We start from the raw sequence: 15,606 nt of genomic DNA, 5'->3' as shown, positions 1-15,606 counted from the left end.
TGCCGAGTATGCCCTTGCAAAAGTGGTAAGCCTGATGGGTACGTCGCATGAAGAACGGGCTATTCAGAAGGAACGGGAAAAGGCCGAAGAACTCGATGATGAAATCAAGAAACTTCAGGAAGAACTCCAGGAAATAGAGTAGGCGAAAAAGGCTCTTAAAAAAAAATGCGATTTTGCTGATAAAGTTGTTTGCTGAAAGAAATATCATAATATATTTTGGCATAGTGCCTTTATCAGGATGTGCGAAGGCACTGTGCAAAGGCTAAATTGGAGATAAGATTAAGCGAATAAATAATAATTCTGGGGGATGTAACACCATGTTCCTACAAAAAAGATCTACAGTAATCATTGTCCTCACCGCATGTTTCACATTCATGCTTGGTGCTTCGAGTCCTACATTTGCCCAAAGAGATGTAGAAAGAAAAAAGAGAGAACTGCAAGAAAAGCTGAGGAAGCTTCAGGAGCAGAAGTTCAAGATGCAAAACAACGCTCAGCGGTCTCAAACCAGCAAGCGTGTTGATAAGGGGACGCTTGAACAGAATATCACACGGTTTGAAGGACTTCTTGCCAAACAGTGTGCCGACAAGAAGAGCGAACGGTGTGCCGATATCATGTTTGAATTGGCTACGATGTACTATGACCGTGCTCGTGACAGGTATATCGTAAATAGAAGAGAGTACGAAGAAGCCATGGATCGGTGGGAATCAAGCGGCGCTCGTGGAGACCAACCCGTAAACCCAATTCCCGATTATTCAGAGGCTCTCGACATGTATGGTCAGTTAGTTGAAAAGTATCCTCAATTCAAGAAAACCGATGAGGCAAACTATCAAATAGGTAATATTCTCCTTCTGGCCGGTGAGCTCGATAAATCCGAGCATCATTTCAGACAAATCGTGGAAAATACACCTAATAGTATTCGTGCCTCTGCTGCATGGTTCCGTCTTGGCGATTTTGCTTATATGAACCAGCACAATTCAAAGGCTTTGAAATGCTTTGAAAAGGTTAAGAAAGAGGAAGTTAAAATTGAAGTGTGGGAGATGGCCCATTACCGAAAAGCCGAATTGTATTACAATATGGCCGAGTTCGATAAAGCGGTTCAGCTCTTTTTTGAATATGTCGAACGATGTGATGCCGGAGAGTATGTCAAACAGGAATTTCGTGGTGAGGCGCTCGAGTTTATGGCCATTTCTTTCTCAGATATGCCGAACGGAGCCACTGAAGCTATCCAATTCTTTAAAAAAATCGGCAGCAGACCTTATGAAGATTACATTATTTATACCATAGGTATGAAAAACAGAGACCATGGCCAGTTCGATGACGCTATTATTGCTCTTCAGACAGCGCTGAAAAATTATCCTTACTACAAAGATGCTCCTATTGCACAGCATAAGCTGATTGAATGTTATGTTGTTAAAAAGGAGCATGAACGGGCCAATCAGGAACGGGAGAAACTGGTTGATTATTATCAGCCCGGAAGTGAATGGTATTCAAAAAATTCAAATGAACGGGTGATTATCGATAAAGCCCGGGGGCATGTCAAAAAGGCTCTTGGTAATATCTGCTTGTACTATCATTCCGAAGCGCAGCAGAAAAAAGATAAGTCTCTTTATGAAAAAGCCCTTGCCAGGTATGAAGAATTCTTCAAGAAATTTCCTGATGATAAGTGGAAAGTCTACGAGTATAAGTACAATTGTGCAGAAGTATACAATAGTCTTCAGGAGTTTGGAAATGCTGTTGATTATTACTGGTATGTTGCCACCGAAGATTTGTCGAAATATCCAGAATACCGGATTGATGTCGACAGTCTTTTATATGATGACCCCAAGGAATATGAGAAAGCGAGAATGGAAGCTGAAAAGGGGGGCGCCAAAGCCATTTCTCAGGCTGACGCAGGATATAATGCTATCGCGGCTTTAGACAGGTTAAGAAAGAAGAAGATTGCTATGGATGGGCTGAGTGATGGTCAGGCCTACGCTTTGCCGGAAACGCAGAAGATGCTTCAGTTTATCAGTGAATACCAAAAATTGTTTCCTGGAAGCAGTAATGCGGCTGAAGTGGCGTATTTGGGTGGAAATATCCATTATATGGCCAAAGCATATGATAAGGCAATTGCCGATTTTAAATTTATAATCGATACTTATGCAACATCGAAGTTTGCCGACAAGTCTTTCAGAATGCTTGCGAAGAGCTATGCGAGTTCCGGCGAATATGATCTGGCATTGAGAAAGTATAAAGAACTTCTGTCTCGGACCGATCCCAAAACAAAGGATTACCAGGAAGTTATCGATCTTGGCGCAGCAACAATATATCAGAAAGCCGAAGAGATGGAAAAGGCCGGTAATTACATGGGAGCGGCTGATGTTTATAAGTCGATTTTAAGTGAATTTCCAAAGAGTAAAGTCGCTGATCGTGGGTGGTTTGAAGCTGCGGTTTGCTATGAGGAAGCAAAAAGTAATGAGCTTGCTGCGGCAACTTTTGAAGAGCTTCCGGTTAAATTCCCCAAATCGACTCTTCGGGAAAAAGCATTTGTGCGGGCTGCATCAAATTACGAAAAACAGGAAAAATGGGAACTCGCCGCAAATGTATACCTAAAGGCCGCCAATACCATTACCAACGCAGAATTTGCTATACCAACGCTGGCGAGTGCATCGGAATGTTACGAGAAAATCGACAATCATGATATGGCTGGAAAAATGTATGAGATTGTATTTGAGCGGTATGCCGATGACCCCAAAACTCCGCAGGCGCTCTATAAGGGTGCCTTGATTCTGGAAAAGGGAAAACTTTACGGTCGGGCAATCAAGGCTTATCATATTCTTGCAGAAAAGTATCCTAAGTCGGAATTTTCTGAAGACGCGAGTTTTTCTATCGGTATTTGCCATGAGAAGGCAGGTAACTATAGTGCAGCCGCCGAAGCGTTTTCTGATTTTGCAAAGAAGTTCTCAAACAAGGGCAAGCAGATAGAGGCATTAATCAATGCTGGCGATGCCTATTTCAAGCTGGGAGAGATGAAAAATGCTGAAAACAGCTATTTAAGTGCAACTGCACTTTACGACAAATTCAAAGACAAGGGTGATTTCAGCGTAGGAAGTATTGCCCGCGCTCATTATCGGCTTGGAGATATTTATTCCAAAGAGTTTAATGGCATTCAACTGACCGGTTCCCGTGAGCGTGATGTGAAAAAGGCAATAAAAGAAAAGGCCAAAGTTCTTGAAAAGGCTCTCAAGCAGTATGCAAAAGCTGTTGGAACCGGTGTTGAGGAGTGGGTGCTTCGTTCTACGTATCAGATTGGTGAACTGTTTATTGATTTCGCCGATGCGGAAAAGAACCAGAAAATATTCACCCGCCGGGCGGACGAGAAGATTGCTGCTCAAATAAAAATTATCATGAAATTGGAAAAATACTATGTCAAGGCAGCAGAAAAATATCAGTGGAATATTGAGAAGGCCCATGAACAGAATATTTCCGGTTCCTATGTTGATTCCTCAATAAACAGATTCATGGAAATGGGATATCGGAGAGGGCGGCTCTTTGAAGAAGTTGGTGAGTTGTTTGCTAATTCTCCTATTCCGCGGGGCTTGTCCGATGAAGAAAAGCGTGCTTACAAAGAGCTTCTTGAGGAGAAACGTCTTGAGGCTATGGATGCTGCGCTGCCCAAGTATTATGAAGCAATGGAGCTTGCTTCTCAATTGGGAATCTCCCAGAGCGTATGGAACGACAGTATCAAGGCACGAATCAGGATAATCGATCCGACTTCCGAGTGGTTAACAAAAGAAATTGTCGAATGGAAGCCGGCACCGAAAGATTCGACCCAGCAATCAATGCCTCAGGGGCAGATGGAACAAGCTTCGGAAGAAAAGGGGCTGGCAAGTGTGGAAAATCAGTCTAATACCGAAGATAATTCCGAAGATATTGAAAATGACACGGATAAAAAGAAAAAGCGAAGAAAAAGGAGAAAACGTCGATAAAAAGATATTTTATTGATTAGAAAGGAGAGGCATTTTCAACACGGAGGAACTTTTTAATCACGACTTGTAACATTTTCATCAATTAAACCGTTTTACTCAGAAAGGAGTTGGTGATGCAGCTTCTCAATTTCATCATCAGTGGTTTCAAAACATCTGGATCTTTAATGATGTGGATTATCCTTCTTGTCGCTTTCGCGATTCTTGCTTTAGTGATTGAGAGGGTTTGGTATTTGTTCCTGAAATGCGGAACAGGGAGTGCTACTTTTATGTCGGGAATTGCAAAGTATCTCAAGGCAGGCGACTACGAAAAGGCTATTAAATATGCTAATTCGGTCAAAACACCCCTTGCCAAGGGAATTACTACTATACTGGAAAATCGTGGAAAAAGTCAAAAGGCCGTTCAAAAGGCGCTTGATGAGGTTTTTCTGACGGAAACACCTAAAATTATACGGTTTGTTCCAATGCTGAATACTCTTGCAAACCTGGCAACCCTTCTTGGACTGACTGGTACGATTTATGGTCTGATGGTTGCTTTTGATGCTGTTGCGAATGTTCCAGCTGCTCAGCGCGCACAGGCTCTTGCTACAGGTATTTCAATTGCCATGTCCACAACCCTCTTTGGACTGCTGGTGGCAGTACCGACAATTTTTGCGCATGGAATTATCAGTGCAAAATCCGATAAGGTTATTGAAGAGCTTGACGAGAAAACAGCAAAACTTATCAATTTAATTGAAGAATAATAAGGGACATTTGTCTGATTGGAAACTGACTAGAAAAGGATGTAGCCCATGGCTAAGAGAGTGGAAAAACAAGCAGACAAGACTGAAGATGTAAACCTGCAGCCGTTTATGTGTTTGATGGTTGTGCTTGTTCCTATTCTGCTTCTTCAGGCGGAATTTGCCAAGATATCAATTATTGATATCAATCTTCCTAAAGGACGAGGCTCTCAGACTCAGAAGACGGTTAAACAACGGCCGAAAGAAGATGAAGAAAAACTTCTTTTGACCGCTATCATTACCGATTCGGTACTCACCCTTGGTGCAAAGGGTGGTTTTCTGCCATCGTTGTTTTATAAAGAATACCATCATTATATTACAAAAGATGACGGTATCGAATTAACGGTAAGTTACGATCCGTCTGATCCGGAGCCTCCGAAGCACCCCAAAACCGGAAGGCCGCTTGAGATTTATGAACGTTACGACATTTATCTGTATGCGTGCGATGAAGGTTACCAGGATGTAAAGAAAACCCTCTATACACAATATGGCGAAATGGTAACAGATCTTGACGGCGTTCCAATTGAGCAGGTACAACCCGGAGATTCTGTCTATGCTCTCAGCACTCCTCGAAGGCTGATTATTGTCAGTAATCCTGCAGAGTTTGAGCTGAAACCCATGTCGGTTTATGATCAACTCAAGAACCGTCTCTCAAAAGTGAAAGAACGGTTTAAGGATGCAGAGGATGGGGAGGATATTATTATTGCTGCAGAAAACCAGGTCTTGTATGATAAAATCATACAGATCATGGATGCTGCTCGGGAAGCCGAATTTCCGAATATCTCTATTGCAAAATTGAGAGCGTAATTGGCTTTTGGCATAAAACCCGGGAAAGACGTATTTATTGCCAACCAGAGAGGTTTGTATGGCTAAACAACGAGGTAGAGGTAAAAAGACAAATAAAAAGGCGGGACTGCAGATCACGTCCATGATGGACATGTTTACGATTCTTGTAGTCTTCCTTTTAAAGCAATTTGCTGCTGAGGGAGCTATTCTCACAAATGCGGATAATCTTGTGTTGCCGAATTCGGTGTCCAAAAAAAGACCGAAAGAAGTAAATCTTCAGCTTGCGGTAACCAATGATATGATACTTGTCGACAATGTGCCGACAGTACCGACCGAGGATGTGAAGAATATACCCCTTGATAATCCCGTTCCTGTGGAACCCAAGCTTGAAGAAGCATTAAAAGGACATTATGCCTCTGAGGAGGAAATGGTTCGATTGGGAGCCTTGAATCAGGTCGAGGGCAAAGTCATTATTCAGGTTGACAAAAACATTGAATTTGACATACTCTATAAGGTTATGACTACCTGCGGCAAAGTCGGATACAACAAAATGAATTTTGCAGTTATGGAAAGGGAGAGCTAGCCGTGAAGTACAAGGTTCTAATAAAAAAATGTGTAGATCCTGAACGGGCTGCAAAAATTGCCGATGAAGTTGCCAAATGGTCCGGGAGTAGTGCTACAGTTGTGGCTGCCGCTTTAATGCAGAAAACTGTATGTGTAAAGAAGGAAGCCGATGAAACCGAGGCCATGAAATTGAAGCAACAATTCGAGGCAGTTGGAGCAGAAATGGAGCTTGAGAAGCTTGCGGTAGCTGCTGCGCCCCCCCCACCTCCACCTCCTCCGCCGTCATTATCAGGTGACGGTGACGACTATGATGAGGATGAGGAGGAACAGGGAAGGGTTCTAAACGAAGCCGAATATACTGCACAGCTTGCTCAACGTAGTGATATATTCAAAGTAGAAAAAGACAGTCGATTAAGAAATCTTGAGATTGTCAGTATGATTTTCGGCATAATTTTCGGTGTCTGGCTGAGCACTCGTGAGATTGTCAAAGTGGCAACCGACTTTTTCGAGAAAATTCCGGAGGAGCGAGTAGCCAAGCTTGTTAAAGAATTGCCGGAAACGCTTGTCGAGAAGAAAGAAGACAAGAAAAAAGAAGAGATTAAATCAGACAAGAAGAAGCTCAAGAAGACCAGTAAAAAGGGCGCTGGCGGTCGTACGGGTGGTGGAGGAGATCCTCGTGCCCGGGTTACCAAGAAAGGCGTTCTGGGTATTATCTCCGGACAGATAAAAGGAAAAACAGTTGCTTCAGCCGATGTGTTCGGTAAAGGTGGCTTTGCATCCGGGATCGATGCTATTCTTCAGGGTGTCGGCGGTCTGAAGGCCGGCGGTAGTGGTGGTGTCGGAAGAAAAGGCGCTGCCGGTATTGGATATGGAGCAGGATATGGAAGTGGATTCGGCGGCGGTGGCGGCGGAATCGACGATCTGGTTGGAAGCCTGATGGGTGGCGAAGGCGGCGATCTCGGTTTGAAAAAACGGGGAGCGCTCAAAATCTCCGCACCCAAATTTGTCAAGGGTGGAGCTATGACCGGCGGCAGAAGCATGGCGAGCATCAGACGAGTCGTTATGCAGAACCTTGCCGCACTCCGATATGCCTATAACAAAAGACTTAGAGAAAAACCTGGACTTAAAGGTAAGATAACTGTAAAATTTGCTATAGACGAGTTTGGAAAAGTTATCTTCTGTAAGGTCGTCGGAACAACAATAAACGATCCTACACTGGAGAATACGATTGTTTCAAAAGTTAAAAGGTGGGCGTTTGGAAAAATCGATAAACCAGGTGATGTTACTGAAGTCGTCTATCCATTTGTTTTCTCTCAATGATTTGTTATACATTGTGAGCGGTCATTACTCTGTTCCCTATCTTTCATGGAGGTAGTATGAAGAGACTCCTAGCATGCTTTCTGTTATTGGGGTTTGTCACAACAAGTTTTGCAACTGATGCGAGGATAATCGCACTGGGAAGGCATGATGCTTTCTTTATGGATGATTACAGCATCTTCAGAAATCCCGCCAATGTCAGTATCTATCCGAATATGATGATGGCATCTATGGGGTATTATGCGCAGACCGAGGAGGAAAAAAGCTCCGAGGACGAATTTGCTGCATTACGAAGAACAAATCGCGATCCCATTCGTCCATGGGGTGGCGGGGTCATCTCCTATTCATTTAATCAATCGGCAGAATCGGGAAGCCAGTATCCCATGTTTTCACTGGGAGTTGCGCTAAACCGGCACGATGAGATGCTTGAATATATCACCCCCTTTTCGGATGAATTCCAAGATGCTTATATGACGGAAGCGTTAAGAGACAGCAACCGGGCGTATAATAATATCAATTTACCCGAGCCGGTCGGGAAATTCGATGTGTTGGCTGGATATGCTCTTAAGAATGGCGGCATGTTGGGTATCGGTACCTATCTTGCCTTTCAGAATGACAAAGAAGACGAGGACATGCGTACTTCTCTGTACCGTGTCAACCTTGGTCTTAACTGGCCGCTTGCCAAATCGATCGACATGGAAGTCTCCGGTGGTATTGGTGTGGTTAATGCGGTTGGTGATGTGAAAGACACCGTTTTAGGAATTTACAGTACAGGGAGCGGTACGCTGGATACGCTTGCCGTATTCGAAGAAGAAAACAACATTATGGCAAGGGGAGATGTTCGTCTCTTTTCCGCCCTTACTGTTCTCAATGGGGATTTCGTCCCTCATCTTGGTATTAAATATGCCGATCTGAATCTTTTCTACCAGCTCCAGGTTGCCCTCGGATTTGGGGTTAATATCAATGTTGATAAAGGATTTGGATGGGCTGGAGCTGAATTTATCTATGAAGATAGAGAAAAGAGAGCAATCGGTGAAACATCCACCGGTTTCGGCGGACGAATCGGTTTCGGATTCGAACGGAATATTGTCTGGGACTGGCTCCTTCTTCGCGGCGGTGTGATGAAAAAACTCCTCTATGTCACCGAACAGGGAGAAGACAGAGGTTACTGGGAACAGAATGCTGAAGCCGATGCATCCGATGATGATTTTGCAGGATTCGGAATCGGCTTGAATATCGAAAATCGACTGAGAGTGGATTGTGTTCTTGCCGATGATATACTGTATACTTTTACAAACCTTATCAGCGGACCACAGCACCATTTACAAACGCGATTTACTTTTACATTCAGTTTCTAAGCATATCAGTTTTGATGAAAATTCGGACGGGTGGAAGGTTTCCTTCTATCCGTCTTTTTTTTATCCGCCTGATATTTCAAAATCGAGAAAGAATTTTAGCAACCTCTGAAATTGTCGATATGCATAAAAAAACGACAAAAATGATAGTTATTGCACCTGAAAAAAATTATCTTTATTGCTGAAATAAGCCTGAGTTATTTTCACGGGAGTGAAAATATTCCCAAATGAAATATAGAAAATATTATAAATTCCATTTTTTACGAGGAGGATTTATGCGTTTTTCCACGATGGTATGTATTTTGGCGGCAGCAACAATGTTTATGGTTGGTTGCGGCCCTAGGAAAGGCGAAACACCAACGATGACGGTTCTTTTGCGGATGATGCCGGCTCAGGAAAGATTCTTGAGAGAAGAAATCTTGCCCGAATTCGAAAGAGAAAACAACTGCAAAATAAATATCGCGACTTTTGATAATGAATGGGATATTGAACGTCTGCTCAAACTTGAAAGCGGAAAAAAGAATCCTGAAATCTGTGTGGTAAAAACTCCTTTTGAAATGACCAGAGTGCTGGCTTCAAAAGGATTAATGGAGGATCTCAGAAAAATTAAAGATTCTGCTATAGTGATGCAGAATATGGCGGAATATCATCAGTTGGCCAGTGGATTGGGTTATGTTAATAGTGTCCCTTATTATCTGCCCAGAAAACTGGAAACAAGAGTGCTTTTTTATCGCAAATCCATGGTTAACGATGCTGTTTCCAAGTTTGAAACTCACAAACATCGGATCAATAAAGAACTTAATTCTTTAAATGGATTTGGTCTTCCTGCCGGCTACACTCTGGAAGAGAATCCGAGAGACTGGGATTTTTATGATCTATATACAGTCGGGTCCATATGGGCGAATGAGGAGTATAATGGCGTTAAAATGGCTCGTATGGCTCATCGCGGCGCGAAATATGGCGGCACCGCATTATTCCTTATGGATCGTGCGCTTCAATTGGGCGCCACAAAAGATGAGATCTTAGATTTAACCTCTGATAAATGTGCAGAAACGTTTCTCTGGGAGAATGTTCTGGTTAAAAAGGGGATCTACAATTTCAGTATGTGGCAGGATAAATGGAAAGGTTCCGACATTTATAATGGTATCAAGGATGGAAAGGTGTTTCTTGCCTATTTGCAGCAGATTGATCTTTTTAATGTCCATGGATGGGAAGATGATCCCGGTATGCCTGGATACATGGCGGATCCCGAAGATATGGGATTTGTTGTTGTGCCAAAGGCGCTTTCTTTTGCATTGGACAAGAATGGCCATCCTCTGTACGAAGGGTCTCGTGAAATATCGACCGGTGGATGGTGGTGGGGAATACCCGAAACATCACCCCACAAAGAACTGGCGTATTCGTTTATCAGATTCATGACAAGCAAAGAAATCCAGGCCAAGGAAAGCTCAAAATTCGGTATGATTCCTGTGCGCAAAGATATTCTCATGAACCTGCCGAATGTATTTGAAGAAGGCTGGGTTGGTGATATCTTTAAAGTGTCGGTAGAACAGATAAAAATCAATGAATTAACGACCGTACCATTGATCCGGCAGTATTCACAATTGGCCCAGTTGTATGTTGACGCCTGGTATACACTTAGCGTTGAATATGATGCTCAGGAAGAGGGCGCAATGGATTTGTCGACAATGAAAATGCGTCTTGCAAGCGACTTTGCAGATCGTCAGGACAAACTGTTGGGGAAGGGCCAGGTTAAATGATCAGCCTTTGATTCGGTTGTCGAATTATAATGTCCCGTAGTAATCTCAAGTTATCGAAAATCCAGGAGATATGGCCGATTATACCGGCATCCCTTTATCTCCTGGGTTTTTTAATCATTGTTCTTGTCTATTTGTTAGGCTTAAGTTTTTCCCATACTGCATCCGGAACTTTTCCTACCGTAAAAACATATTCGGCTGTTTTTCAAATGGAAGAATTCAGAGAATCGCTTTTAAATACTTTTCTCTTTGTTGTTGTAGGAACACCATTGGAATTGATAGTCGGTCTTTTTTTGGCGCTTTTGCTGTATAAAACTTTTTTTCTCCGCGATTTTATCCGAAGTTTTATGCTCATCCCCCTTGCAATACCGGCTCTTGTTACCGCAATTATACTTTATATTCTGTTCGATTATCCGGGGGGACATATCAACCATCTGCTTTTAGGCAAATATGCCGCATTCCCTCAATTGATTCAATCTCCCGTAAACTGGCGGGGAGCAAAAGTATTTGCTCTGGGAGTTTCACTAATGGGAAAAGTATGGCGGGACATGCCTATTTCGATGCTGATAATACTTGCCGGTCTTAATTCAATCGACCCTGAGCTTTTCGATGCGGCCCGTACAATGGGTGCGGGATTCAGACAGCAGCTTCGGCGAGTCGTTCTTCCATTGATACTCCCTTCGATGTCGGCTGTTGTCTTATTGAGATCAATAGAAATGTGGAAAGAGTTTATCTTTCCCTTTGTACTTGGCGGCCAACAAAATCTTTTGGGTACATTGATAGAATCATTATATAATAATTGGGGGTATACCGATAAAGCTGCAGTTGTTGCACTGGTTCTTGTAGCATGCATTATTCTTACAAGTCTTGTACTGATATTGCTGGCCGAACTTAACAAAAGAATTTTGCGGAGGTAGATATGGCCATACCATACATTGCATCATCGAAATTGCGGAAGGCCTGCTGGCTAGGTGCTCTGATTCTTGTTCTTTTAATGATTATAGCTCCCCTTTATCTGCTGTTCAAGTATTCAATCAGTGATATTTCAAGTATCAATACCGCCGGAGAACCGATACCTCTATGGCCTTATGAACCAACATTCAGAAACTTTCTTTATCTGTTTTCGGATGGCCGTTTTTACGGGGTGGTGATGAACAGTCTCATTATCGCTTTTTCTACCGTGGTTTTGTCGATGCTTCTTGGAGTACCGGCTTCCTACATTCTGGGAAGGTATAAAATTCCTCTCAGGGAAGTTTTGCTGGTTGGCTTAATATCGGTTCGTCTTTTTCCCGACATAGCATCGGTAATTCCGATTACCGAATTTTTCATTAAAATCGGAGCACATAATACCTATTGGGGCGTTGTTCTGGCACATACCCTTCTTGCACTGCCCTATGTGATCTTTATTGGAGCGAGCGCTTTTGAGCCGATTCCCTGGGACCTTGAACATCAGGCGATGGTCATGGGGGCTAATCGATTTCAGATTTTTATAAAAATCCTGTTGCCTCTTGCAATTCCGGGTTTGACTGCTGCGGCGATATATACGTTTTTATTATCGTGGGATGAATTCATATTTGCCTATTTTTTGCTTGGTCTGGGCAGGATATCAACACTGACACTGTATTTAAAACAGAAACTAGCCTATGCTCCGCCGCAGAATCTTCTGGCAACTATTTCTATATGTCTTTCTTTGCCGGTTATTATCTTTTCTCTGATGCTGCAAAAGCATATGAGCGCAGGGATAACAACCGGGGCTATTAAATAAAGTTACAATTATGGCCGATGTTGTTCTTAAAAATATTTCCAAAAAATTAAATGATCGCAGGATCATCGACAATCTCAGTCTCGAGGTTAAAGATGGTGAGTTTATTACTCTTCTGGGACCATCGGGGTGTGGAAAAACAACCCTCTTACGAATGATAGCGGGGCTTGAAAGTATCGACAAGGGCGATTTGCTAATCAACAACAGGAGATATAATACCATTCCTCCTCAGGAGCGGCGAATTGCCATGGTATTTCAGAGCTATGCGTTGTTTCCACACATGACTGTCAGATCAAATATCCTTTTTGGTCTGAAAATTAAAAAAGCGACACCCGAAAAACTTGAGGAGAAACTTCAGTGGGCAGTTTCTATGCTTGGGCTGCGGGACCTTGAAAACCGGTATCCCAAAGAGATATCGGGAGGGCAGCGTCAACGGGTGGCGCTGGCCCGGGCGCTTGTACTTGATCCTGAGGTTTTGTTGCTGGATGAACCCTTGAGCAATCTTGATGCTGCCTTACGTGAAATGGCCATGGAAGAACTCAAACGGATTCATCAGCAGGTAGGAAAGACAATCATTTATGTAACACACAATCAGGTTGAAGCAATGACAATGAGTGAACGCATAGCACTCCTTTGCAGAGGAGTCCTTGAGCAATATGACGAACCTCGTCTGGTATACGATCATCCGAAAACCATGTTTTCCGCCCGGTTTATAGGCAGTCCGGTAATGAATTTTATCGATGGAACTGTTGCAGAAAAGGATAGCCATATCGGCGTGGAGACACAGATCGGCTTTTTAGCGCTTGATCGTCAACGGGCAGAAAAAGCGGTCTCGTTTATGAATCGACCGGTAAAGGTGGGCATTCGACCGCAGAATATCTCCTATCTTGAACATCGGGCAGCCAGGCGGTATTCGGATACTTCCTTTTATATGACTGTCGAGCTTATTGAATCACTCGGCGACCGTAGTTTGATTGTCGGTAAATCGGAAAATGATGTTACATTGCGATTTCTGATTACCCGGGAAGCAGACATACAACTTAATCAGAAAGTTAATGTGTTTGTTGATGGAAGAAGGGTTCATCTTTTTGATATTGAAAAGCAGGTAAATATTTTTGATTCGGATTTCGTTGAATAATTATTCCATGGTGTGTCAATAAAAATTGAATAATTTCGGGTTTTGCAATATGAAACAGCACGTTAAAATCAGAAGAATTCTGCTCTATGTTGGTCCAGCCTTGTTATTGTTTCTCATAAATTGTATAGTAGAAACAGAGGGGGGAATTAAGGAGAAGCTCGAGACGATTGTTAAGGATGATCTGGCTACCATAACACATGAAATTCCTGATTCAAGCCTTCTCGATTCAACCTATTATTCAATTGTCGAATATAAAAAGTATACTGAAAGTAAATATAGCAGAAAAGCCGTTGTTGATTTTTATTTTTTAAAGGGTGTTCCTAAAAAAATCAGAAGAAAATATCGATACCACAGAGAATGGGGCAAGTGGGATCGTTATTATAACAGGTGGGCTACAATTGCAGACCAGAGTTCTTCGGAAAAAGATGCATCTCCCAAGGATTAAATCAATTGATTTTCTTGTTTTAGCTGCGGTACTTATATTTGGCGTGCATTCCGCTGATGTTGCACTGCTTTCTTCAGAAATGCACCATTCCTGTTTAGCGTCAATCGATTATATATATAAAGAGAAATTCAGCCGGGCAGAGCAGGAAGCCAGGAAAGTTATTAAGAAATTTCCGGATCATCCTGCGGGTTATTTCTTTTATGCTGCCGCGATCTACTCGTGGATGGTGTATTATGAAACCGATAAGAGAGAAGATGAATTTTATCAGTATTGCGATCTTGCAATCGAAAAGGGAGAGGCCATTCTTGCCAAAGATCGGGATAATGTATGGGCAAAATTTTTTGTTGGCGGGGCTGATGGGTACAAGGGAACCTATGAAAGCAGATTTGAGCGATGGATAACCGCATTCAGATATGGCTGGAAAGGTGTTTCGGTGCTTTTAGATCTCCATAAGAAGCATCCGGAAATTAAAGATATTGCTTATGGGATTGGAAGCTATAATTACTGGAGGAGCGCACTGATTAAAAAATTGTGGTGGATGCCCGGCGTTGTCGATAAGAGGGAGTCGGGCATTACCATGTTATATGAAGCTAAAAAAGACGGAATATATACCAGATTAAGCGCAACCGAGAGCCTTGTGGCGGTTCTCAATAATGAGAAACGATATCGGGAGGCCATCAAGGTGGCTAATGAAATGCTGAAAAAATATCCAAATTCACTGGTGTTCCACTGGGGTATGGCAAAAGCGTTATATGGAAACAGGCAATATAAAGAGGCCGAAAAGGCATTCAGATACATTCTCGGAAGAGTTGAAGCCGAATCCTTTGATAATCATTATAATGCATCGCGATGCCATTTATGGCTGGCTAAAATCCATTTTAGCCTGCAGCAATATACCCAATGTGTTGCAGAATGTAATCGCATGAAACATTACCAGTTTGACTCGAAAGTAGAAAAAAGGCTTGAGCCACAATTTTCCGAGGCTGAAGAGATAAAGAAACAAGCACTGGCTGCACGGCTCAAAAGTCCTCAACCAACGTTTGTCCCTTAAACCGGCAGTTGAAAAACAGATCAGCAGCTCTATCCTGCCATTTCGTCTTTTAAGAGGATATTTTGAGAAAAGAGGATGTGTATGAGTAAAAAAAGTGCAGGAATTATGATGTATCATTTTGAAAAGGATCGATTGAATATTTTGCTGGGACATATGGGCGGTCCTTTCTGGAGGAACAGGGATGATGGGGGATGGTCGATACTCAAGGGTGAATACGATGAAAGTGAAGATCCTTTTACTGCTGCAAAGCGTGAATTTGAAGAAGAGACCGGAATGCGGCCTGAAGGTGATTTCATCGAGCTTAATGAATTAAAACAATCGGGCGGCAAAAAGATCAAGATATGGGCGCTCGAGGGGTACTGTAATCCGTCAAACCTGACGAGCAATACGTTTGAAATTGAATGGCCACCAAAATCGGGTAAGATGCGTCGATTTCCCGAGATGGACCGGTTTGCCTGGTATACCATCGAGTCGGCTCGAAAAAAAATATTAAAAAGCCAGCGGCAGCTCATTGATCAATTATGTGAGATCCTGAACCACGATGGTTCGGGTAAAAATGCATAAGGCCAAATCATACCTTCCCTACCGTTTAATAACCGTGCTTGGCATTGCCGATTTTTTCCAATATCGAGAATTCAATTGTTAAAAATGGCAAAGCAGCTGACGGTTTTTCTCATTTAACCCGCT

General features: G+C 42.7%; 13 protein-coding genes. All 13 read left to right on the top strand.

What is annotated here, in order from left to right; genetic code table 11:
* Positions 1 to 317: 317 nt before the first annotated feature.
* Positions 318 to 3,968, top strand: a complete 3,651-nt coding sequence (locus GF401_16710; protein ID MBD3346699.1) for a tetratricopeptide repeat protein — start codon at positions 318 to 320, stop codon at positions 3,966 to 3,968.
* 113 nt (positions 3,969 to 4,081) lie between these two features.
* Entirely contained in the window at positions 4,082 to 4,708 is a 627-nt protein-coding gene (locus GF401_16705) for a MotA/TolQ/ExbB proton channel family protein (GenBank protein ID MBD3346698.1), read from the top strand.
* A gap of 48 nt (positions 4,709 to 4,756) precedes the next feature.
* The gene (locus GF401_16700) at positions 4,757 to 5,551 is read left to right on the top strand and encodes a hypothetical protein (GenBank protein MBD3346697.1); all 795 of its coding nucleotides are present in this window, start codon (positions 4,757 to 4,759) and stop codon (positions 5,549 to 5,551) included.
* A 58-nt stretch (positions 5,552 to 5,609) separates the two neighbouring features.
* Positions 5,610 to 6,113 (top strand): biopolymer transporter ExbD, encoded by a 504-nt coding sequence (locus GF401_16695; GenBank protein ID MBD3346696.1) that lies wholly within the window; start codon positions 5,610 to 5,612, stop codon positions 6,111 to 6,113.
* Between the two features lie 2 nt (positions 6,114 to 6,115).
* On the top strand, positions 6,116 to 7,414 hold the full coding sequence (locus GF401_16690) for an AgmX/PglI C-terminal domain-containing protein (GenBank protein ID MBD3346695.1): 1,299 nt from the start codon (positions 6,116 to 6,118) through the stop codon (positions 7,412 to 7,414).
* A gap of 56 nt (positions 7,415 to 7,470) precedes the next feature.
* Positions 7,471 to 8,769 (top strand): hypothetical protein, encoded by a 1,299-nt coding sequence (locus GF401_16685; GenBank protein ID MBD3346694.1) that lies wholly within the window; start codon positions 7,471 to 7,473, stop codon positions 8,767 to 8,769.
* A gap of 224 nt (positions 8,770 to 8,993) precedes the next feature.
* Positions 8,994 to 10,526 carry an extracellular solute-binding protein gene (locus tag GF401_16680; GenBank protein MBD3346693.1) on the top strand — a complete coding sequence of 511 codons (1,533 nt, stop codon included), beginning with the start codon at positions 8,994 to 8,996 and terminating at the stop codon, positions 10,524 to 10,526.
* 29 nt (positions 10,527 to 10,555) lie between these two features.
* Entirely contained in the window at positions 10,556 to 11,440 is an 885-nt protein-coding gene (locus tag GF401_16675; protein ID MBD3346692.1) for an ABC transporter permease subunit, read from the top strand.
* Between the two features lie 2 nt (positions 11,441 to 11,442).
* Positions 11,443 to 12,288, top strand: a complete 846-nt coding sequence (locus tag GF401_16670; GenBank protein ID MBD3346691.1) for an ABC transporter permease subunit — start codon at positions 11,443 to 11,445, stop codon at positions 12,286 to 12,288.
* Between the two features lie 10 nt (positions 12,289 to 12,298).
* On the top strand, positions 12,299 to 13,423 hold the full coding sequence (locus GF401_16665) for an ATP-binding cassette domain-containing protein (protein ID MBD3346690.1): 1,125 nt from the start codon (positions 12,299 to 12,301) through the stop codon (positions 13,421 to 13,423).
* Positions 13,424 to 13,472: 49 nt separating this feature from the next.
* A complete protein-coding gene (locus GF401_16660; protein MBD3346689.1) occupies positions 13,473 to 13,868 on the top strand; it encodes a hypothetical protein in 396 nt (131 codons plus the stop codon).
* The gene (locus GF401_16655; protein ID MBD3346688.1) at positions 13,849 to 14,919 is read left to right on the top strand and encodes a tetratricopeptide repeat protein; all 1,071 of its coding nucleotides are present in this window, start codon (positions 13,849 to 13,851) and stop codon (positions 14,917 to 14,919) included. The genes GF401_16660 and GF401_16655 overlap by 20 nt, the downstream gene beginning before the upstream one ends.
* Before the next feature lie 81 nt (positions 14,920 to 15,000).
* Positions 15,001 to 15,483 (top strand): NUDIX domain-containing protein, encoded by a 483-nt coding sequence (locus GF401_16650; protein ID MBD3346687.1) that lies wholly within the window; start codon positions 15,001 to 15,003, stop codon positions 15,481 to 15,483.
* Positions 15,484 to 15,606: the final 123 nt, after the last annotated feature.

The sequence above is a fragment of the Chitinivibrionales bacterium genome (assembly GCA_014728215.1).
GTDB lineage: Bacteria > Fibrobacterota > Chitinivibrionia > Chitinivibrionales > WJKA01 > WJKA01.
The sequence above is the reverse complement of the archived record's forward strand: the minus strand, read 5'-3'. Positions and strand labels throughout refer to the sequence as shown.

Bases quoted from the DNA above. Each gene is read 5' to 3' on its own strand.
- GF401_16710 (MBD3346699.1), top strand. From the start codon at position 318: ATGTTCCTACAAAAAAGATCTACAGTAATCATTGTCCTCACCGCATGT.
- GF401_16705 (MBD3346698.1), top strand. From the start codon at position 4,082: ATGCAGCTTCTCAATTTCATCATCAGTGGTTTCAAAACATCTGGATCT.
- GF401_16700 (MBD3346697.1), top strand. From the start codon at position 4,757: ATGGCTAAGAGAGTGGAAAAACAAGCAGACAAGACTGAAGATGTAAAC.
- GF401_16695 (MBD3346696.1), top strand. From the start codon at position 5,610: ATGGCTAAACAACGAGGTAGAGGTAAAAAGACAAATAAAAAGGCGGGA.
- GF401_16685 (MBD3346694.1), top strand. From the start codon at position 7,471: ATGAAGAGACTCCTAGCATGCTTTCTGTTATTGGGGTTTGTCACAACA.
- GF401_16680 (MBD3346693.1), top strand. From the start codon at position 8,994: ATGAAATATAGAAAATATTATAAATTCCATTTTTTACGAGGAGGATTT.
- GF401_16675 (MBD3346692.1), top strand. From the start codon at position 10,556: ATGTCCCGTAGTAATCTCAAGTTATCGAAAATCCAGGAGATATGGCCG.
- GF401_16670 (MBD3346691.1), top strand. From the start codon at position 11,443: ATGGCCATACCATACATTGCATCATCGAAATTGCGGAAGGCCTGCTGG.
- GF401_16665 (MBD3346690.1), top strand. From the start codon at position 12,299: ATGGCCGATGTTGTTCTTAAAAATATTTCCAAAAAATTAAATGATCGC.
- GF401_16660 (MBD3346689.1), top strand. From the start codon at position 13,473: ATGAAACAGCACGTTAAAATCAGAAGAATTCTGCTCTATGTTGGTCCA.
- GF401_16655 (MBD3346688.1), top strand. From the start codon at position 13,849: ATGCATCTCCCAAGGATTAAATCAATTGATTTTCTTGTTTTAGCTGCG.
- GF401_16650 (MBD3346687.1), top strand. From the start codon at position 15,001: ATGAGTAAAAAAAGTGCAGGAATTATGATGTATCATTTTGAAAAGGAT.